Raw genomic sequence first — 22,877 nt, 5'->3', positions numbered from 1 at the left:
AGGCCCCGGGGCTTTTCCATCCCCTTTTGATATCTTTCCACAGGAAAAATATATGCAACGGGCGAAACAGCCCGATGTAAACCTAATCTTCGTCCGGCGCCAGCCATTCAAACAAGGATTCGTCGAACTTGTAGGTCAGGCCGAAGTAAAGTCCTTCGGCGTAGTACTTTTCCGCGTCCAGATCCTCGTCCGTAAACCCGGCGAAATTGTACCCCACTCCCAGCCGCGCATTCTTGAAGGCGTTGAAGAAAATCGCCGCGCCGCCGGAATAACGAGTGGAGTCGCCGTCCGTATTGAGGGCGCCGCCGTGAATATCAAAATCCAGCCATTCGGTGATGTCAAAAATCAACCGAAGCCCGCCCAAAGAGGTGAAGGACTCGTAGTAATCCTCAAAAAGCATGACTCGCTGCCACTTTCCAGCCAACCTGCCGGAAAGAATGAGGTTTTCCCTGACCTGATAGTTGTGGTGGGACGACACAATGTGGGCGCGCTTGGACTCCACGCTGTCTGCATTGCGGGATTCCTTCCACTGGTACATTCCGATCCAATGGTACTTGTTGGTCGTGACAGGCCTACGGGCGATCCCCAGGGTCAGAGCCTGGCGAAGCACGTCCGGGCTTTCGTCGGGCAATTCTATGTTGAATTCCTCTTTAACGGCGCCGGTCCAGTTTCCGGAAAACCGGGTCGCCCAGGCTGCGCGTACGCCGTACATATTGCTGTCTTTGCCAAGGCGGGTTTCCAGGCGGCCTGATTTTTTGCTGTGTTTGGCCCGCTTGTCCACCATGCCCATGGAGGCGGAGAAAGCGTCGCCTGCGTTCTCGCCGTCCAGGGTGTTGACGTATTCCAACTGGGGAGAGAAGGACAAGCCCGGCTCCAGGTCGATTGTGCGGCGGATGCCCGTGGCGCTTTCCTGCTCGCGGCCGCTTGAGCCGCCCCGGATGCGGTATTCCGAGTAGGCCTTGGTATTGGTCATGAAGTCGGAGGACACGCCGAATGTGGTTGTGGAACGGTCCACGTCGCTGGACAGGCTGGTGACGCCGGAAAGGCTGTTGATCAACTCCTGCTTGGCGTAGAGCTTGACCATCTTGTGCACCTGCCAGTCGGCGTTGGCTTCCAGGGAGCGCCTGCTGGCGTCGGAGACGTCCTGCTCCCATGACACACCGGCCTGGCCCTTGCGTTTAAGCAGATAGAAGTCCCTGCCCAGGCCCAGGCGATAGGTGTATATGTCCTCTTCCGCCGTATCCGAGGTCTCCATCTGGCGGATGAACCGGCCGCCCGCTTCCGTATGCCACAGGCCGAACTTGCGCTCCGCCAACAGGCCTGCCGAAATCCGTTCGTCTTCGCCCTGGAGATCCTTGCTTTCCAGACCTTCCAAGGTGACGGTGGTGTGCGTGTAAGGCCGGTATTCGGCTTCGGCGGTCAATTCCTGACGCCCGGCCGAACCGGAGCCGCTGGAGTTGTCAAACCCCGGTTGCGCCGTAACGAATTCAGCCTTTGTGCTGAACTTGTCGTGCCACTGGTTTTCCATGTCCACGCGGATGGCGTCGCCGGATGGATCTCCGTTCTTATGCACCATGTGAGCGTATTCCGCTTCCACGTCGTGCTTGTCTTTAATCTTGTATTTGACGTACCCGGAGGAAATCCGGCTGCCGTCCTCGGGATGCTCGTCCTGAGTGTGGGTTCCGCCAACGAACAGGTTTTCCGTAATTTGCTGCTCCGCCCTGGCGCCCCAGACGGCATGGCGTTCGGCCCCGCCTTCCGTATCGTAAGAAATCCGGATGTACTGGGGATTGTTATTCTCGTCCACAGAGGCGATGGCGTCGTGAAATGTGATGTAACCGCTTATTGGGTCGATCTGGTAATCGTCCAGGCGCGTCATGGACACGGTATTGATGATCAGGCCCGGATTATCCCTGGAGCGGGTGATGATCTCGATGGTTTCGCTGTTTTCCTCAATGGGAGCGCCTGAGATGCGGTAGAAGGTCGCCGTGCCGTTGGCCCGGATTTCCTCGGTCCTGCGTTCGTAGTCGGGCTCTGCGTAAAAGCCGGAAACCTTGGTTCCGCCCACTTCGATATTGGCGTTGGCGCCCGTGAGGGTGCGATCCACCCGAGCCAGGCTTTTTTCGTTGTAATCCGTGCGAAAGTCGCCCCACATGACGCTGCTGTTGTTCTTTTCCAGGCGTACGTAGAGCGCGCTGCGGCTTTGGGCGTCGTAGCCCTTCACCGAGGCGTCCCCGTAAATGGGGTAGTATTCGTCCGGGTCGATGTCCCGAAGCAGGGTTTCGTCTTCGTCTTTGTCCGAGTCGTAGGCCAGGGTCAAAAGCACGTCGCCTTTTATCTTGCCTTTAAGGAAGACCGCGCCCCGGCCCCGGTAATCCAGTTCTTCGTCAAAAGAATCCGCCTGATCCGTAGGCAGGATGGATTCCTCGGAGATATCGTTGAAATGCACGGAAAAATCCACCAAACCTGCCGCCACAATAGGCCTGAGCGGCGCGGCGAATCTCACCTGGGTTTTATCCTTCAACCCAGTCCCGGCCGTAGCGGCCAGATCCACCTCGCCCGCCCTGAAACTGCTTTGCAGATGAAGCATGGCCCGGCCGTTTTCCACACGCACCTGATGCCCCGGCTCCTTGGACTGGATGTCAGGCTCCAGGAATCGTCCGTCGGAGGCCTCCACGGTGACGAAATGCACGCCCAACACGCCTATGCCGTCCTTGTCGTTGATCTGGACTTCAACGGGCAGGGAGGACTTGCCGCCGTCTGCGGGAATGCTGGATGCGGAAGGGACGATTCTCAGGGTCTTGGGCGGCCCGGGATGGGCGAACGTCTTTTGGGCCAGGGTCCTCAGGTTGCCGAACATATCCTTGCCCGAGACCGTCACTTCACAAGGGCCCGGCTCCAGGGGTACGCCGTACCAGGCCAGCACCTGAGCCCGCGTTGCCTTATTCAAAACCTGCTCGCCCAACTTATTGGACGGAACTTCCTTGCCGTTTACGCTAAGCACAGGAACGATTCCCTTGGGGATGACAACCATAAACCGGCCGTCTCGTGCGACCTCGCCGGCAGGCCATATAAACGCGCCTTCCTTGGCTTGCTGCGCGGTGGCCTGCCTTGCAACGTCCTCGACCTTGGGCATGGCCTTGGAAACGGGCTGAGCCGTTTCAGAGGCCTCCACCTTGGGCGCCCCCGCTGCGGGATCGGACAGGGCCTTGTCGGCCGGATAGGCGACGCCGGAGGATATATCGCCGTCCGCGCTTGCCGGCGTGTGGTCTTTTTCGTATTCCGTATCGTCAAAGACCGTACCGTCAAACTCCACAGCCGCTTCGTACACCCAGGAGTCGTCCAGGGATGCGTTGCGTTTTTCAATAGCCTCGTATAGAGCCTCGGCGTTTTCCTCCGGCGGAAGGAGTGCAAAATCCGCCCTGTGGAAATCGCCTTCCACCAGATCCGCAAACCGGGAATCGGCGTCTTTGGCAAAGCGGTTGTCAATGGCCGACAGCTTCATGCCCTTGGGCAAAGTGATGGGGTCGGGCTTGACCACATGATTGCCGGGCTTAAGTCCGTAAATGGAGTACTGGCCTTTTTCGTCGGTGATGGCCCAGGTTCCGTCTTCCAGATAAATCCTGACGCCGCCTACGGCCAATTCGTCTTCGTCCTTGATTTTGTTTTCGTTTTTATCCACGAAAACCGTACCGAACAGGATGGCGCGATCCGAGAACAGCCCGTCCTGCTCAATGTCCACCATGGCCCGGACCTTGACGGAGTTGAACTTGACGCCCCGGCCGGTGACCGTAAAAGCCTGAGCCTTATTGACGCCGTCGGAATCCAGTCCGCCGGGCGTCACCATGAGCACATAGGTTATTTCCACGGCTTGGCCGTCGGCGAGGGTTCCGACGTCAAACACTAGCACCGGGCCTTTTTCGCCTGTGGGGTCGCCGGCTTTTTCGCCGTCGTATTTAGTGCTGCCCCGCACGTATTTAAAGCCGTAGGGGATTTCGTCGCGTACAGTGGTATCAAACAGCTTGGCGCCGGCGTTGTTCCTCACCGTCAGGGTGTAAGGCACAAAGTCGCCCACCTGGACCGAAGAATCCGTGGTGGTTTTTTCCAGCACAAAGCGGCCGTCGTTGTCGGGGTCGAGCGGAATGTCCACGATCAGGGCCGGATCTCCGGCCGCCAGGGTGAATTCGCCGGAATTGGGCGTTCTTTGCCAACCGTTCTGGCCGTAGGAATACGCGTTAACCGTGTATTGGCCCGCAAAGGTGTGGGCCGGGGTGACGGACGGAAAATTAAGGCCTTCGGGCGGCCGCACATGGATATAGTAAGTTCCGGGATAGACCCTTGGGAACTGGTACTCGCCGTCCGAACCGGTCAGTTGGGGTTCAATTACAGAGGCGCCGCCCGTATCCGGGTCCAATGCGAGTTGACCGTCCGAAGTGCGGATGGATACGATTGCGTTCGCCACCGGGTCCAAAGTAACGGAATCGAAAACCACGCCCAGGGGGTCTACGGTCGCCGCGTCCACCAAGACGAATCCTGTGCCGGGATCTTCGATAGTGGCCCGCAAGGTGTCGCGGGACGTGCTTTGCAGCACGCATCCGCCCGCGTTGGCCGCGGAGCAGGTTCCTCCGCCGGAGGTCTGGTCCGCATCCAGCGTTATGGGAACCCTGGAGCGGAAGACGCCTGTGTTGGGGCCGGTTTCCTCCAGTTGGATGTAAATGTCGTCGCCGGTCAGCATGGAAACCACGTACACCACAATCACGTCTGCAGCCACCGGGCTGGTGTTCAGGCTGGAGGAATGAACCTCCAGATACACGCCGTCCCGAACCTCATCGTAGGTGGGATATGAGGACAGCCGATACAGTCCGGCGTCCTGGTAATCGTCATCGTCCTCAAAATCCGGGGGCGTGGAATTGAGTCTCAAGGAGTAAACCGGTTCCAGGAACCTGATAACAGCTTCGTTCTCCGCTTCCGGATCGTCTTCCACGCCTTCCTCAAGAGTATTGCAGGTCTCATTGGAGTACAAATCCTTAAAGCCGTCGCCGTCCTTGTCGATCTCAGCTTGATTGATAATCGTGGTTCCGGGGGTGATTTCGCTTATTACCCTTACGGTAAACTGCCAGGAAGCGCTTTCGTTGGATCCCAAAGCTGTGTCGGGGAACAATACGCCAACCCGTTCAATCAAATCGTCTTCGGTTGCGTTGGAAAGGGCAATCCAATCATTGACGCCCGAGCCGGACAACTTTGCCAGCACTTTGGAGCCAACAGGCGCCGCCAGGGCATCGACGTCCAGGGCGACGACCACATTGGGCGGCAGGGGGTCTTCCACCAAAAAGCCTGTTTCAATAACGCCGTCCACCACGATATCCCGAAAGTCCGGAGCAGCGCCCCCCACATTGGTCAGGGTGATGGAGTAGGTGATATCCTCACCTGGATGTACGGCTTCGTCGCATTCCGGGTCGCTGTTTTTGGAAAACTGAAAAACCGCCTCATTGGAGTTAAGGGTTGCGGTATCCGTGTTACTGCTGGAAACAGCGGCCTCCGTCTGACTTTGAGCGGTAATGACAATAGCTCCGGTCTGGCCGGCCACGTACGTGCTCGGGACGCTGCCGCCCAAGATTAGATAAATGGATTCGCCCGCCGGAATGAGATCGGTTTCGGTTATCTCAGGCTCACCATCGTCTATCAGCCCGTTTTGATTTGTATCCAGGGCGATGGTCACCGTGTCGAAGTCAAAGTCGTCTCCGGGCTGGTTGGCATAGCTTAAGCTATAAGTATCGGCCGTGTTGCCGGTGTTTGTTAAGGTATGTTGAAAGTTGATATATTGCCCAGCCGCCGCGTCCTGATTTTGATCCGCTTCCAAAGATAAGGCGTACAAGTTCCCTACTGTGACCAGGGAAATATTGGACAATGTTTTGCCGGCGATTTCCTTGCCCGTATCAAAATACGTTGCGGTCGCCTGGTTGGTAATGAGTACGCCGGCTGGAGTGACGGCCCATAACGGCGGAGCTGCTGCCAGGAGCAACGCCAGGACGGCCACAACTATTTGTAAAAACTTATGCCGGATCATGTACCCTATACCCTTGCCTTGGCCGGGGAAGCCCCCTGCCTCGGCTTTAAAATTTGTCGGGGTTCCGGCCGGCCGTTTGACCGGCCGGACTCCCGTTGGTTTGCGCCTTGAAAACCTCAAAACACACTCCCGATTGCACGCAGGAGGATGTCACAAGAACCTGTGCGTCCGATCCGCTACTGCACCTTGGTCTGGAACTGCAGAGTAACGGATGCGCCGGAAGCAATGGTTCCGAGTTCAAAGGTGATGCTGTCGCCGACCACCTTGGCGTTGTAGCCGTCCGGGCGGGCTTCCGCGTCGTCAGCGTCCGTATGGGCGATGAGGGAAGCGCCTGGGTTGGCAGTGGTTCCGAAGTCGCCTGCGCCGCTCAGCATGGAGCCGGGCACGTAGTCGCTGAAAGCAGGTACGGTGTCGTAGATGACCACGTCGTCAGCCGCAGCCGTACCTTCATTGGTGACAACCAGACGCCAGCACACGCACTCTTCGGGATTGGCCTTGGAGGCCGCTTCCACAGCAAAGGCTTCGTCGGCCACGCCGTTGCATGTCGCATCCACGGCCACGGTCTTGGACAGACGAATCTGGCCTTGGATAACTGTGGTCTGGTCAATGTTCACGACCTTGGAGGCGCCTGCGTTGTAAGTGGCGGTGATGGTCAGGATGTCCAGGGTTCCGTCCGGGGCGCTTGAGGGCGCGAATTCCAGAACAGAGAGGCCAAGTTTTTCACCCGGAGCGAAAACCAGGCTGTTGGCCACAGTCTGGCCGAACACCTGGGAAACATATGCGCCGGCGGCGTCCGTGTAGAACACGCTGTCCGTAATGGCCAGGGTGGAGAAGGGCTTATTGCCGGAGCCGTCGCCCGTGGTATCCACCAGGATGTTGTTGCCCCAACCGGAGGCGCTCAGGCTGTTTACGGCGGACAGGGTGAAGGCTTCCACGGTGTTGCCGTCGTTCCTCAAGGTATGAGGATAGGCGATGGAGCCGCCGGGCTGAATCTGGCCGGTCTGGTTGGCCTGCAGGGTGACCTTTTCAGAATCGGACACGTCAATGGCGTCCAGCTTGATATCCGAAGCGCCCGTATTGGTGGAGACGACCCGGATGAAGACGGGGTAGTCGCCGTCGCCGTCAGCCGGAGAGGACCCGTCAATGGTTTCAACCGTTGCGTCACCGTCAAAGTCCGAGGAGTAATCGGCCAGAGCGAACACGGCGGTGGAAGGAACCGTCACCCTTAAATAAAAGGAGTAGCTTCCGCCCGGGGAGACCGCCGGCGTGGTGGTGATGGTGTTGCCTGCCGTGCTTTTAAACACATAGGACCAACCCGTGGGCATTCCGCCCAGGACGGCGCCGTTCCAGCTTGCGCCTGCGGTAAGCTGGAAGGAGTCCGGCACGCCGGAGTCGTTCTGGATGGTCAGCGGGATGTTCACGGCCGCGCCGGGGGCGGCATTATACGTGGTGGTGGGAGATTCGCTGCCCACGACCGTGTATGCGTCCTCGTTGCTGAGGGGGTTTCCGTCAGGAGTGCTGGCGCCAACCGCTGCTTCGTTGGAAAGGTCGACCCTGGGAGCGGTAATGGTGAGCAGTTCCTCGGTTGCATCGTCAGAAATGTTTGCGTCGCCTTCGGAAGTTGCGGCCACCGTAGCGGTAAAGGAGCCTGCGTTGGTTCCGTCGCCGTCATAAGCGCCTGCGGGCAACTGGGCTTTGATCATAATGGTTTTTACTTCGCCTGCGATCATGGGGCCCGTGTCCACGGCGCCGTCGTCATTGGTGTCCAGGAGGGCGGTGGTTCCGTCGGCCTGCCAGAAACTGAAAACGGTGCCTGCGGGGAAATTGCCGTTCACTGCGGTCAGTTCAAAGATGTCGGTTCCGTTGCCGTTGTTGGTAATGATGTTCTTGAACAGAACCTGCTCGCCGGAAGCGGCGGTGTTCACCTGTTGGGTGTCGTTGGGCAGGCTGTCGTCGTCGCCGCCGTCATTTACGCCGGCGGCTCCGTTAACGCCTGTATCCGTCACGGTCACGCCGTACACCTGCGGAACGATCTGGGTGGTGATGTTGGAGGTGACGTCTTCACCGTCGTCATCGTCATCGCCGTCGTCATTTTTGTCGCCCAGGATGTTCACGGAGTTCCGGAGCAGGGTTCCGGCGGGCAAGGTTGCTATGACGGGAACCGTGTAGGTGAAAGAAATCGTCTCGTCGGCGTTCAACACGTCGTCATGGCCGCGCACGCCAAAATCGCCTGTTGTGGCGTCGTTATTGGCGTCATTGACTGCAATGGGGTCAAAGCCGTTGATAGTGTCTGTGTTGGCCGTACCTTCCGCGGGGTCTGCGACGGTGTCTTCGTAGTCGCCCTCGGTAGCGTTGATTACGATGTCGGTCACATCGGTTACGTCAAACACCGTGAGATCCAGGGCGTCCTGAATTTCCACGTCGTAAGCCGCCACCGGGCCGGTGTTGGTGATGGTGACCACAAAGGTGACCGTATCGTCCACGATGGAGTCGGTGCCCCCGTCGTTGTACGTGGAAGACTTGTTGACGTTCAGGACCGCGTTGTCAGTCACGGTTGCCAGGTCTTCGTTGGTGCCGTCCAGGGTATCCACGCCGTTGCCTGCGGTGAGATCGTCAACGATTCCGCTGGTGGGCGTTACAGTCAGGGTGGCGCCGGCGGTCTGGCCGGGTGTGGAGGTGGGCAGTTTGGCCAGCACGACCAGGTCCAACTGGCTGTCGGCCTGCAGGGTTACCGTGCCGGTTCCGCCGCCGTTGGTTATCAGGGTTTCACCGGCGGTGGCCACGCCGTCCCCGTTCTGGTCGATGTACACGGCCAGGTTGTCAAAATCGAGGTCGTCGCCGCCGGAAATGCCTTGGGCCAGGGCGATGGTGTAGGTGTCTTCTCCGTTGCCGGTGTTTGCCAAAACGTGAGAAAAGTTTACGGACTGGCCGGAAGCCGCGTAAAGAGAGCGGTCTTCAGCCAAAGTGGCGGAATAAACCTGCCCGACTTCCACGGTCGCAATATTGGACTGGGCCGTCTGGGCGTTCAGGTTTGCATCCACGTAAGTTGCAGTAGCCTGGTTCTGAATGCGCTCCCCCGCGCTAGTTCCAGTCGCCAAAGCAACGCCCGGCAGGACGCACAATGCCAACAAAACCGCAAATACGGTTTTCCAGCTAATTTGCCGGTTAGAGTTCCAGGTTTTCATAACATCCTCCAGTAGTGTAATAAGGTTTTTTGGCGCAAAATCCCGGGCCTTGGCAGGAGGCCGGGATTAAAAGTTAGCATTTTTATTTATGAGATTTTCACACGACACCGAAACACCTGCACTTCGCCAGGCTGGATCACGCTTTTGGGAACCCAACGGATGTGCGTGTATTCTTCGGGACCGATAATGATTTCCTTTTTTACTCCGTCCTCGCCTTGGCGCATGCGTTTGACGGGCTCTTCATCCCAGGTCGATCCGCCGTCAATGCTGATCAAAAGATCATGGACGACCAGGGACGTCGCCGAACCGGCCACGTAGGTCGTATTGGGAGGCACGGGAACCTGCACCACCAAACCGCTCAGGGCCGAGTCGCCGGTATTCCGGTAGGTCGTGCGGTACTCAACAATGTCTCCGGGATAAGCGGCGTCGGTTTTTTTGAGGACCTCGGCGCCCTTGGCGTCTTTTGTCACCAAAAGGGTTTCCATCAGGCTTTCCAAAGGGCCTGCAAAAGCAGTTGCGCACATAGCCAAGATCGCCAACGCCGTCAGGGCGAGGGTCCTTTTGGATATTTGTTTGCGCATGGCAAAACTCCTGACAAAGCGGATCATGGTTTATTATTCCACCTTTACGCGGAAACGGATTTCCGCCTGTTCTCCGGGCTGGAGGCAAAAAGATTCGCTCCCGCCGTTGTTATCAATGTCGTAGGGATTTCCTACGGTGCAATCAAAGTCCTGGCCGTTCACTACACAGCTTCCTGTTCCGCCGGGAGCGGGCTCGGAGATAATGGCCGGCGCCCCGTCCAGGGTGGTGAACGCCACGGCGCCGTCATGCACCTCCACCTGACAGATGGGCTCTTGGCCCAGGTTGATCACTTCCAGCTTCCAGATCACGCATTCGCCGGGAAGCGCTTCCAGGGTTCCGGTGCCAAAGACCGTGTCCGGCGTTCCGTCGCAATTGTTATCCACGGCGCCGGTTTTTGTGATGGTCAGTTGAGTTCCGTTGACGGTGGTGATATCCAGCACACTGGCTGTTGCAGAGCCCACAGCCACATCGGCCCTCAGGACCAGCAGGTCGCGGGTGAACTCCACCTCGTTAAGCGTAGCCTGGACGCGCACCCGGATATTGGTGTGATCGCCCGGGTCCATGGGAATGGCCAGGCCGCCGGAGCCGTCGTCCACCAAGGCGACGGATATCCATGAGGCGGCGCTTGAATCGTAAATCACCACGTTGTCGCCGATGTTCAGGTTTTCCGTCTTGGTCCAGGCGGTAACCTCGGAGCCCAGGGCGGCCGTGGGGTATTCCAGTTCATTCCTCAGGTGGGATTGGCTTTCCACATAAACGGTTACGTCTTCCTGGGTATTGCCCGTGTTCTGAAGCAAATGGACGTAATGAACCACCGAACCTGGATAGATGGGCGCACGCTGATTGGGGCTTAGAGCAATGCTTTCGTCCGTCGCCACCACAAGCTGGTCCGCCTTAACGTCCTGGGCCAGGGTGACGGGCGATTTGACCATAAAAAATATGGTGACCGCTCCCGTGACCCGGTCCTGGGATGAGGTGACCTTGGCGTAGTAGGAAAAAACCTCGCCGGAATCCAGGGGGCCGGTGTGGGTGACGGTTTCCCCTGCAGGCAGGGTGAATTCCACCTGGATGTCGTCGGGAAGCGCTACGGAGCCTGTTACGTCGGCCCAGGCGGAAAGTTCGTAATCGTCCTGAAAGCTGCCTTCGTTGGCGGCATACAAGGTGAAGATGACGGTTTGCCCCGGAACCGCGGAAAGGGAGTTGACCACAGCCGGAGGCGTGTCGGCATTGGCAACCCCGCCGTCGTTGAAGCCGGGCGCCGGGTTGCTGTTGGCGATATCCACGATGTTGGAAACGATGGTCGTCAGGGTTTCCGTGACCGTGTCCGCGGCCGGCAAGCCAGAGGGATCCAGGGCTGAGGTCGCAGTAACCGTTGCAGTGTAAGGCCCGCCTAATGAGGCGGAAGAGGGAAGCACTGCTTTGACAATTACATTGACCGAGGCGCCCGAAGCCACGGGGCCGGTGTCGATAGTTCCGTCGCCGTTTGTATCCAAAAGCCGGACTTCGCCCGAAGCATTGTAGAACACAAAAACGGTCCCGGCGGGAAAACCGGTTGCAGTGACGGCCAGGTTGAAGCTGTCCTCCAGGTTGCCCTGGTTGGTGACGATATTTGTGAAGATGACGGACTCGCCCTGATCGGCCTGATCCACCAACTGGCTGTCGTTGGCCGCGTCGTCGTCTCCGCCGTCGTTTACTCCCGCCAAAGCGCCTGCGCCGGTGTCGGCAATTTCAACGCCGTAGACCGCAGGAAAAACGTCTTCCGTGGTGTTTGACTTGACTTCCGGCTCTGTGGTTAAAGGGTCGTTATCCAGGTCGCCCTGGCAGGTTGCAAAGTTCTTTATCAGGGCGCCGCCTTCCAGATCGTCGTCCAGGTCCGTCACATAGGAAAAGCTCACGGAATCGCCTGCAGGAAGCAGGTCGATCAAGCCGGATATGGTTCCGGGAACCGCTGCGTCGTGGGTGGGCTCCTGGCCGTCCAATCCGTCGTTTCCGTCGTCCCCGGCGTTGGTCGTCCAGTCGCCGTTTACCGCCAAAGAGGCGTCCTGGTAAGCCGTCCCGGTGGGGAGGTCATCGGTCACCGCAATGTCCTTGGCGTCATTGGCGCCCTGGTTTTCGATTTGGACCGTGTACAGGATTGTGTCGTCAGCTGTACCTGCCCCGTTTTCCTGGTAGACCGAGGTTTTTGTGATGGACAGGACGCCGTCGTTGGTGATGATAACCGTATCCTGGTTGGTGTCGCCGGAGGCGTCCGCGTTGGCGCCGCCGTCCGTCACCCCGCCGTTCTGGCAGGCGCCGGTCCCTTCCTGGGCCTGGACAGTCAGCACAGCGCCGTAATTCTGGGCGTCCACGGCGCCGAAGGGAACCTTGCCCACCAGGATTAAGGAAGCCGCAGAGCCCCTATCCAGGGTAACGGTTCCGTATCCGGCCTGGCCGGAAATGTGCAGAACTTCCTCGTCGTCATCCACGGCGCCGTTCTGATTTTCATCCAAAACCACCTGAAGCCGTTCAAAGTCGCCCGAGTCTCCGGCGGCTTCCGCCACGGAAACGCAGTAGACGTCCTGGCCGTTGCCCTCGTTAGTGAGGGTGTGGAACATCAGGGCTTCTCCGTCCGGAGAGGCGTAGGCGGAACGGTCGCCTTCCAGGCTCGCCGCATAGACCTGCCTGATGGTCAGGGTCACCAGGTTGGTTGAAGCCTGGCGGTCCTCGCCGTTTTCGTCCGTATAAAATACAGAGCCCTGGTTTACGATTTTCGTTCCCGCGTCAGGCATTGCAGCCAGGGCGAGGCCCAGGCCCATGACAACCAAAAACACCAGGGCCGAGGCATGGAGCCATGCCCGTTGTATTCGACGCTGCTGGGTGATTTTTTGCTTCATGGACTTTCGCCGCCTTTATTCATCAATTTTTACGGTGTATTTCACGCTGCCGGACAGGCCCGGTTCCAGGCTTCCGCCATAGGTCCAGGTCACTGTGCCCATGGCGCCGCCGGCAGGCTCTGTGATTGCCGTTTCCGTAAGGCCCGCCGGGGTGTTTTCAAATTCGGCGGACCCTCCCACGTAGGTGGAGTAATCCACCACGTCGTCCACTACCTTTACGTTGGTTATGGTTCCCGTGCCCTGATTGGCGAAGGTAATGCGGTATATCGCGCATTCTCCGGGCTCGGCGTCTTTCAAAATTTCGTAGGTTGCGTCAATGACCAGTTCGTCCGACAAATCGCCGTCGCAATCCGTGTCGATGGCGGCTTCTTTGGCCGCCGTGACCTCGCCCGCGCCCTCATCGCCGGTCAGAACCACCCGGGTGATGTCGGTTACAGTGCGGGTTTGGATATTGGGACCGGATTGCAGGCTGGCTGTGAAAACCGTCGTGTCGCTCCAGCCGTCAGTCACCTGGTTGGGAACCACCGTGCGCATGAAGAAGGTGTATTCTCCGGTGGCAAAGGAAGTTCCGTTGGTGTATCTGGCGTCTCCTGCGTCCAGCGCGCCCGAGCCGTTGGTGTCGTAGTAAACGGTCCAGACAAGCCCCTGGGAGGAAACTGAGCTGAAGGACAGATCCGCCGTGGTTCCGGCTGCGTAAACGTCCACCTGGTGGATGTAATGGATGCTCGTTCCGGCCTGGGTGGTCTGCTCGTGATTGGGCGTAAACAGCATGCCGAACACGGTGACCGTGGCGGACGACTTGGCGGAAGCGGGATATTGCCTTCTTTCGTCCGGGTCTGCGCTCTCCTTGGAAAAACAGGAAACCACGCCGGCCTGGTTGGTCAGTTCGGTTCCGGCTTTCACGCGATCGTCCACGGTCGCCTGGTATTCGATCACCAGGCTCTCGCCGGGCAGGATGGCCTGGGCGTCCGAAAGGGTCCAGGAGACCGATCCGGCGGCCGCGTTAAAGCTAAGCGGCGCCAGGGCGACCGGCGCTCCGCCCAAGGTTGCCGAAACAAAAGCCGGCGCCGTCATCCTCATGCCTGCGGGCAGGGTGTCCGCGACCACCGTGTTATAGGCTGCGGCGTCGCCGGTGTTGGTGATGGTAATTTCGTACGAAACGGTTCCCGAGGGATTGACCAGTTCGGTCTGCCCCACCGCCAGGGCTTTGGTGGATTCCAGAACCGGCTGCACAATGTCTAGGCTGACGGAATCGCTTAACTGCTGGGCCGAGTTATCGTACTCCACATAGTTCAGATCCGCAGCGTTGGACACGGTCTGGGTGGACGGCGTGAGCCCGAAGCCCACTGCGTCGGCTATCCTGGCCCGATACACAATGGTGAAGGTATCCACGCCCGCCGTGTTGGCGTTGGCGTTGGTCACGTCGCCCATGGTCCATGCCACGGTTCCGGTCTGTCCGGTAGCAGGCGTATCGCCGGACGGAATATCGGTATAAGTAAAGTTGTTCGCGCTGGAATAAGGCGCCGCCGCGTCGCCGTTCAGGGACACGGTGTCGTAAAAAGCCAGGCCTGCCGGAAGAGCGTCTTCCACAACCAGGCTGCTTGTCACGCCTTCGGTCAGGCCGATGGTCAGGGTGAAGGTGACCAAATCGCCTATGCGCACGTCGTTGTCGCCCGGGCCGTATGTGTCGGAGGTGCGGGCTTTGGCGAATGTGGTGTCGTCTCTATTGGTCGTTGTGAACGAATCGGAATCCGTATAGTCATCCACGCCGCCGGCGCCGTCCCGTTCGTCAGCATTTGCGCCGGACAGGGAGGTCCAGTCGATATCCACGGTATTGGCGAATTCCTGGCCCGGCTCCACAAAACCAAGCACCTCCACCTGATAGGTGAACTGCATGGAGGAGTCAGCGGCAAGGTCGATGCTCAAGGGCGTTGCCTGGGTGCGGCCCCAAACCAGGGTCTCGGCGTTTCCGGCGGTTCCGTCGCCTGTTACGTCCGGGGCGGTGGAGACATCGCCGACAGGAAGATCGGCCGTAAGGGCCAGGCCTTCGGGCAGGGAGTCCTGGATGTTGATATCGTAAGCCGTGAAGGCGTTGGTATTACCGTTTGCAATGGTAACCCGGAATTCCAGGATGTCGCCTGCGTCCGGGGCTGTCATGGAGGAGAAGTCTCCGTCGCCCCGGGTGATGTTCCGGCCTTCCTTGGTCACCGTAAGCTGGGGTTCAAGAACCGTAAAGGGGACTGCGCCCGCGTTGATTGTAGTGGTCGCTGCGGTTTCGCCGTTATCGTAGGTGACCGTGCCCAGGTTTTCGTGGGCGGTTCCGGCCTGGTTGTCCGCAACGTTGTCTATGCGGGCTACGTAATTAATGACGATTTGGGGATTCTTGACTCCTCCGCCCGGAGTGTCGTCTTCCTCGTCCGTAATCACGGTTCCAAAATTCCAGGTAACCGTACCGGTCGCCTGGTCGGCGGCAAACGCAATGAGCGCGGCTTCCACGTCGCCGCTGTCTGCGAAACCGGCAGCCGCCGAGCCGTTAACCGTGAGAATATCGGTGAAGGTGTAGGTCACGTCATAGGTTGCATTGTTTTCCAGCGCCAATCCCGCAGCGCCGGCGTTTAGCTGGTCCGTGACCACAAGATCGTTGATCGTGCTTTCGGGCAGATCAATGGTGATGGAGAAAGCATGCCGTGCACCGGGCACGTTTTCAGGGAATCCCGCAACAAGGCCTTCATCCGCCTTGACTGCGGTGACTTCGCCGATGTCTATACCCACGTCCAGAGCGACGTTGAACACGTCGAAGTCTTCATAATCATTCAAGCCGCCGTCGCCCGGAATGTCGCCGTTTCTCATGCCCAAAGCGGCGCCGTCAGCGCCGATGGTTCCGGTAGTCGCATTCAGAGCCACGGAGTCGTCCGCCAGAGATGTCCAGGAACAATAGGATGTGTTGCTAAGGTTTTCCTGGGGCTGAACGTCCGTATCCACCAAGATGGAATAGGTGAAGGTTTTGGACTGGCCTGCATTTAGAGTATCGTAAACATAAAACGGGGCGTCGGCGTTGGACTCGTCCACGGTGTCCGGGATGGTCCCGCCCACTTCTCCCGCGACATAGTTAAAATCCTCGGCGGTGAAGTCTTCGGTCACCCGTACATTGTGGGCGGTGACCGTGCTGGTGTTTTCCACGGTGATGGATACAGTCAGCTTGTCGCCTGCGTCCACGCCAGTCGAAGGGCTCACTTCCCTTGTGATCGTAACGGCGGGCTCGCGAACCACCAGGTTAACGTCCACTAATTCCACGGTCTGGGGTACGGAGTTGAGTTCGTAACGCACTTCAGCCTCGGTGTTGTTCAGATTGGTTCCGGCCTGATTTCCGGCGACGTTTTCCACCCGGGCGATGAAATTGATCGTGATAGTCTGCTCGCCTGCATCCGGATCCAAAACCTGATCTCCAAAATTCCAGGTGATAACGGACCGGCCGCCGCTGGTTGTGATGGCCGGGGCGATGTTTCCACCGGGCGTAAACAGGGCGGCGCCCGTGGGCAGGGCGAAGGTTGAGCCTTCAATGGCCGTCAGGCCGTCGGGCAGGGTGTCTTCCAACACCCAGTTTTCCAGAGTGGAGGGCGGCACGGTGAATTTCAGTTGATACTGCACTTCCTCGCCGATGACCACGTCCTGGGGGCCGGCAAAGGGCGCGGCGGCGCCCATGGGCGTGTATGACGTGGCCAGGATGGCTTTGGAGCCGGTCACGTCTACCGGATCGACATCCAGTTCCGCGGTGTCCGTACCGGTGTATTCCCTGGCGCCCGCGGCCAAGCTGCTGGCGATTTCAAAACCGCCTGTCTGGCTGCCCGAGGCTTCGTCCAATGTGTCGTAGGTGACCGTCGCCGTGTTCTGGATGGTTTCGTTGGGGTTGACCGTGGTTCCCACGTACACCTGATACTTGAAGGTCACGCTGTCCGTGGGGTCCAACTTGTCCAGGGCGGCGTTCATGGAATCGTCAAAGGAAATAGCCGCGCCGTAACCGCCAAAGTTTTGCTCTCCAATATCCCCGCCGTCCGTAATGCTGTCTCCGTCGTTATCCAATCCGTCCACAGCCATGTTCATCAACTGGAATTTGGCGTTAACCGTGTCGGATACTTCCACGTCGTAGGCTGGCGCGCGGCCCGCCGCGTTTGTGATAGTGATGGAGTATTCCAGGGTGTCGCCCGCCTTGGCCGAAACCGAGCCCGCATAATTTCCAGCGCCCGAGGGAGAGTCCTCGGTCATGTTACGGACCTGCTTGGTTACGGATACGCTTGGGGTGCTTACTGTGACCGTCTCCTGTCTGTCCGCCAGGGCCGTAAAGCCTGTGGTGGAAGTGCTGTATGTGGTCCCCAAATAGGTGAACTGGGCGGAGGCGGTGTCCGTCAGGTCATGGGCGTCCACATTGGGAGCGCCTTCGCTGTTCAAGGCATCGTTCAAAACGCGTGAATTGACATCCACGGAAAAGGTTCCGGCGGCGTTGTTGTCCGCCAGGGAGAAGACCAGGTTTCCGTCGCCGTGCAATGTGTCGCCGGATATACTGTCCACGCTGCTGTATGGATCGTTTATTGCGTGGGTCAGATACCCCATTCCCTCGGGGATGGCGTCGGTGACGGTAATATTGGACACGTTTTCCAAGCCGTCAAAGCCGAACCAGGTCGCCGTAATGGTCGTGGTCACGTCCTCGCCGATGAACACCTTGGGGTCGACCGAGTCGGCTTCCGTAGTGGAAGCCAGGGACTTGTCCATACGGAATCCGATGACCCTGGCCCGGATGGTGTCCAAGGAGTATAAATCAATGTCCGCGCCGGAAGCGTCTTTTATCATGCCTTCCACCTGAGCGTGAAAGGTCAGGGGATCGGTTTCATTGGCAACGGTGAGATTGAATGTGATGGTTCGGCTGGCCCCTGCGTTGATGGAGGCCAGGCTCAAGGTGTAATTTCCGCCGCCATTGTCGGTCATGCCGCCGCTGCCGGTTACCGTAAAACCGGAGCCCACGTCCACGGTAAGGGTTCCGTTATGCGCCGCTGCGTCGCCGCGGTTGTTGATCCGGATTGCAAAGGTTTCCGTATCGCCGGTTCCGCTGACGGTTCTTACGATGGAAACGCCCGGGTCGATATCAATATCCAGATCCGGGGTGCGGGGATTGACGCTGACGTTATCCGTCGCGCTAAAAGCGGCGCCGCAGGTGTTTTCGTAATCCAGGGTGACCGCATTGTTACTGGTGACCGGAAAAGCAGGATCAAGACCGTCGCCGGTGGTTTCCTGGCGGTCGTCCTGGTTTTCATTGGAATCAATGGAGCCGGTCTGGACTATCTGGAAAGTCAGGGTGGCGGATTCTCCGTACCGGAGGAGCGTCAACAAAGGATCAAAGGTGAAAATCGGAACCGTAGCCGAACCTGTGACTGTCGGGTTGCCTACAAATACGCCGTTATGATCCAGGGTTGGCGTAAAGGCCGATGTATCAATGCTGAAGCCCGTGGGCAAGTCATTGGTGAGCACCAGGTTTTCGGCCGAACCGCCGCCGTTGGTTACGGTAATGACCACCTTGCCGTTGACATCCGGCACGGCGGTTTCCGCCAGGTTGGTAATCGCCTGGGTTACGTTGACCGCGTTGCTGAAATCGGGCACGGTCACCAGGTAAGCGGGGTCGTCGCCGTCGTCCGGCTCGGTCAGGGGCGAGTTTCCGCAGCCCCATCGCACATAAGCGGTGTTGGTCTGGTTGCTGCAGTCCGCCAGGATGGTTCCCTCGAAATAATAGGTGACATCCCCTCCGGCTGGAATATCCGGGATGGACAGGTAGCCGGTGTCGGTGTCCGCGCCGCCTGCAAAGGGGGCTGCCCCGGCGAACCCCGCGTTGTCCGCCCAGCGCGTGAGATCAAAATTACCGCCGATGGCGTCCCGTATCTCCACATTCTGGGCGGCCGAGGTTCCATTGTTGGCGATGTCCACCCGCCAGACCACCGTGTCGCCCTGGCCGCCGTACACGGTATTGGCGCGGCTTCCCTCGGGCTGGGCGGCCGTGACGTTCCAACCGGCGTTCGTCACGGTGATTTCGGGCCGATCGATGGGTACGTCAAAGCCTGCTCCGCCCGCCACGCCGGTGCCCACGCCGTCGCGTTCGCAGGGCTTCTCCCAATTGGCCGTGGCGGAAATAAGCTGGTTGGCGTTGAAACCCTCGTAGGCGTTGACTTCAAAGGAGATGACATAAATGTCGTCTATGTTCATGTCTTCCAGGGCGGCGACATAATAGGTCTGCCCGGAATCGGAAGTCCAGGTGAGGTCGGCGCCCGAAATGTCGGGATCGGCTATGGCCACGGCCCCGCCGCCGTTGATGCTCAGCTTCGCGCTGCCAGGAACGTATTCCAGGCCCGTGGTTCCCAGGTTCTGGGTGGCCACCACGTTATAGTTGTGGGTCCTGCCGTTATTTTTAAGCGTCAGGTTGATGGTTCCGCTGCCGCACAGGGTCACGCCGCCGGAAGCGTTCGTCAGAGTCATGAGGGAGGGCGGCTGGGTGAAGATGGGCACGGTGGCGGCCGTTTCCGTCTCGCACGCCGTGTAGACCGGGGTATCGGAACCGTCATAAAATCCGTAGGTGGCTTTGACCGTGCTGGCGTTGGAGAAGTCGCAGGAGAGGCCGGTGAGCTCCGCAGCCACATGCACTTGCGCCACCTGGTTGGGAGCAAGGGAACCCAGTTCCCAAGTGATGTCCCAGGTCGTTCCGCCATTCACCTCAGCCGGGGCGGCCGGCGCCCCGTCCACGGTGGAACTGACGTAGTTGAACATTTTGTCCAGCTCTTCCGTGAGGATAACATTGTAGGCCGTGCCAGACCCCTTGTTGGTGATGTAAAAGGTCCAGGACAGTTCGCCGGAGCTGGCTTGCACCTGGGCGGGAGTGGCGTTTACCCGGAGATCGCCCTGCAACTCCACGGTGGGGGAGTCGCTCGCGGAATGCGGCGGCCCGTCCACAAGATCCGGACAGGAAACGCCGCAATCGTCCTCGAAAGTCAGGTCCGCGGAAATGGAATAGTCGGCCGAGCAGGTCTTGACGGCGTCAAAGGTTATGACGCCCGAGTGGCCCGCGCCCAAGGGGTTGGAAAAGGTGAATGTAAGCTCATCGCCCACATGCGCCACACTGGGCGTCTGGTTTCCAAAGCCGCTATATTGGGGATTTTTTAAATATTCGTAGTTGGCGGTGTCCACGGTGACCACCACATTGTTGGCGTTCCAGGGGGTCAGCTTATTGACTTCCACCCGCACCGGAGAAGTTTCCGCAAGGGTCAGGGGTTGGGACTTGGACACGGAGTTGGTCTGCAGGCTGATTCCCAGATCCAGGGCCGCACGAGACACCGGAACCTGAACGCCCAGGAAAAAGCGGCTGCCGCCCGCTTCGGAGCATCCGGCCGTGGATTGGGAAACGTAAACCTCGGTTTCCGACAAAAAAGAGCCGGTGGGCTCGCACGGCGTAAGAGCTGCGTTGCTGACGGTGAGTTCGTACTGGAAGGTCACGGATTTACCGGCCACGGCGTCCCCGCCCGTCACGGCGGTTAAAAAGCCCAGGTCTACGGTCAGCGGCGAAACCGAGGTTATGTTCCCTCCCGGCACGGCGACAAAACCGCCTCCCGCGTCGTATTCCAGGGAGTTGGCCACATAAACCTGGCCGCCCTGCATATCTTCCTGCATATAAGAATTGGTCCATACGCCGGCGCTGCCTGCATCAAAGTTCAACACAACGGAGTATTGCACGTCGGATGAGGGGCAAACGTTGAAACTGCCTTCGGCCGGGGTATTGAGGATTTCCTTGGTTTCGTCCAGTTCCACGCCGGCCGGGGGTTCCTTGCTCTGGAGGTACATCCTGGCCGTGTCGCTGTCTGCTTCATCGCATCCGCAGTCCGTGCGCGCCTGGGTTATGGAGGCCGTATTGCTGATGTAATCCCCGGCGAGGCAGGCGTTGTCCGTTGTGGTCGCCTCCAGGGTCAAGGAGGGCGAGGCTGCGGCCTGGGCTGGAGTAAGGGTCCAGGTCACGGTGTTGGCGTCTGTGTCCACGTCCACGATTCCCACGGCGGATCCCACCTCACTCAAGCCGCCCAGCGTGGCCGGAAAGACATCGGTAATCACGATGTTCCCGTCCCAGTCATCGGCCTGGGTCAGGGAGGGCGTGATGGTGAACTCCACCCGTTCATTCAGGAAGACGCGCTCCGGGTCGCCGCCGTCCGGGGTATGGGTCATGTCCAGCCCGATAGTGGGCCCGGCCTGGGTGGAATACCCGGCCGTCACCACGGGAGGCGCAAAAGGGTCGCCGCAGGCGTTTGTGTAGGCAGGCGAAAAAATAAATACGCCGGAGGCGCCGTCGCAGGGGGTGCCGTCCGACAAAACGATGGTCAGGGTTTCCGTATCTCCCGGGGCGATGCTTCCGCCGTTCAGAGTAAAGCCGCCCAAGCCGTCATGGGTCCAGCCTGCGGAAACGCTGTCCACATTCACATTATCGGGAAGGCTTGTGGACAGGGAGAAGTTGTAGGCGGTTCCCCTCGTCCCCGCCGGGTTGTCTAAATTTTGAACCGTAAGGACCATGTCTCCGGTTCCGCAGTAATCCAGGGAAGCGTTGGCGGTTCCTATGGTTATATTGGGCTGCTTGAGGGTCAGGAAAGGGGAATTGTCGTCCGTGTAGATCGTGCCTGGATCGCAGGGATCTTCCGCGCCCACGTCGATGGCCAGATCGTCGCAGCCCGCCACGACCAGTTCAAAGGTGAACTCCCGGCTTTCTCCGGCGGGAATCTCGCCGGTGACAACCGTATAGCTGTCGCCGGACAGGGTTGGAGCCAGCGTCCCGCCCGTAAGCGTCGGGCTGGCGAAATCCGCCCCCCAATTGGCGTTGAAGTCGATCTTGAACAGGGAGCCTTCGCCCTCGTTGCTGATCCTGGCGGTCATTTGGACCGTATCGCCCACCTCTACATTGAATGGGTTGGGGGACACGGCGATCAAATCAGCCTGGATGAGACCGGACTTGATGGTCACCAGGGAGGAGTTGGAATCCGGGGATTCGGGCTCGTCATAGTTTGCGGTTACGGAAATAAGCTGCTGGCCGGGCACCGCGGTGCAATCCGTGGCCAGGCGGTACGTCATGTTGATGCTGTCCCCGGGGGCCAGGGTCAGGCCTTCGTTGAAATCGATGACAAAAGGGTCGCCGGCCGTAACATTCGGGGTGAGGCCTGCGTCATTGGTCAGGGTTCCGGCCACGTAGGAGAAACCCGCCGGGATATCCACGGAAAATGCAACATTAGTGGAAGTCAGGGCCGTGGGGTTGGAAGCGGCGAGTTGGTAGGTTTGCCCTTGGGAGCCTGCAATGGAGTCATTGATAAAGGCGTCGGGTATGGTTTGGCTGATGGTGAGCGGGCCGGCCTGGACGGACGTGGCGAGGACACACACCACCATTAATATCATTAATACATGGCGATACATCGAATACAGCCTGATTTAACTTTTTCTAACAGAGATGGAGCATGAACAGCACAGAGGGACCGCCATGCATAGTTCGGGCTATCATAAACTAAGATAATTTTCTCTGTCAATCTTTTTAATGATAATCATTATCATGCTTCGGCCAGATTAATTAGGAACGGAGCCTCCGGGAAATAAAGAGCATAACAATTTGATTTATTGTGTATTTTTAATATAAAAAGAGGGTAGCAACAGCCTTCTTTAATGAGTAGTGATGATTTCTATAATAAATATTAAGATTTTATTTTTATACACCAGACTACATCTCAATTTATTCTACCATTGTTGCTGGACGTGAGTAGTTTAATACAGTAATTATAAAATTTAACGCAATTTATATGTATTATGGTTAAGCTCGCTTCACAAAGTCATCGACCGGGCAAAAACTTGGCCCTATTTTTCAAAATATTGATTTAATAGGAAAATTAAATAAAAATATTTCATCCAAATTTGAAATAGTAATTTAGAATTAGGTTTAGTCATTTTGTATCAGGCTCAAATTCGTAATTGAATTATGTTCAGGACTGCAAAATACCAGTCTGAATATTTTGATCATTGGCGCCCACAGGCAAAAAGGGGGGAAATGCAAAAAAATGCATTCCCCCCCAAAAAAATCCGAATTACTCAAAAATACTGTCAGAAATTTCTGTCCGG

The 22,877-nt window shown here is 58.3% G+C and carries 5 protein-coding genes; all 5 read right to left on the bottom strand.

Going from position 1 to position 22,877, the window contains the following annotated elements:
• Nucleotides 1-82: 82 nt before the first annotated feature.
• Nucleotides 83-6,067 carry an SdrD B-like domain-containing protein gene (locus tag G491_RS0120720; protein ID WP_028315929.1) on the bottom strand — a complete coding sequence of 1,995 codons (5,985 nt, stop codon included), beginning with the start codon at nt 6,065-6,067 and terminating at the stop codon, nt 83-85.
• Between the two features lie 176 nt (nt 6,068-6,243).
• Nucleotides 6,244-9,252, bottom strand: coding sequence for a beta strand repeat-containing protein (locus G491_RS0120715; RefSeq protein WP_028315928.1), 3,009 nt, complete (start codon nt 9,250-9,252; stop codon nt 6,244-6,246).
• 86 nt (nt 9,253-9,338) lie between these two features.
• The gene (locus G491_RS0120710) at nt 9,339-9,833 is read right to left on the bottom strand and encodes a DUF11 domain-containing protein (protein WP_051327418.1); all 495 of its coding nucleotides are present in this window, start codon (nt 9,831-9,833) and stop codon (nt 9,339-9,341) included.
• Nucleotides 9,834-9,866: 33 nt separating this feature from the next.
• On the bottom strand, nt 9,867-12,707 hold the full coding sequence (locus G491_RS0120705) for a DUF11 domain-containing protein (protein WP_028315926.1): 2,841 nt from the start codon (nt 12,705-12,707) through the stop codon (nt 9,867-9,869).
• A 15-nt stretch (nt 12,708-12,722) separates the two neighbouring features.
• Nucleotides 12,723-22,157 (bottom strand): isopeptide-forming domain-containing fimbrial protein, encoded by a 9,435-nt coding sequence (locus G491_RS0120700; protein WP_028315925.1) that lies wholly within the window; start codon nt 22,155-22,157, stop codon nt 12,723-12,725.
• Between the last annotated feature and the right edge of the window lie 720 nt (nt 22,158-22,877).

The organism is Desulfatibacillum aliphaticivorans DSM 15576, from assembly GCF_000429905.1.
Classification (GTDB): domain Bacteria; phylum Desulfobacterota; class Desulfobacteria; order Desulfobacterales; family Desulfatibacillaceae; genus Desulfatibacillum; species Desulfatibacillum aliphaticivorans.
Note: the sequence above shows the minus strand (reverse complement) of the source record. Positions and strands in the feature narration are given on the sequence as shown.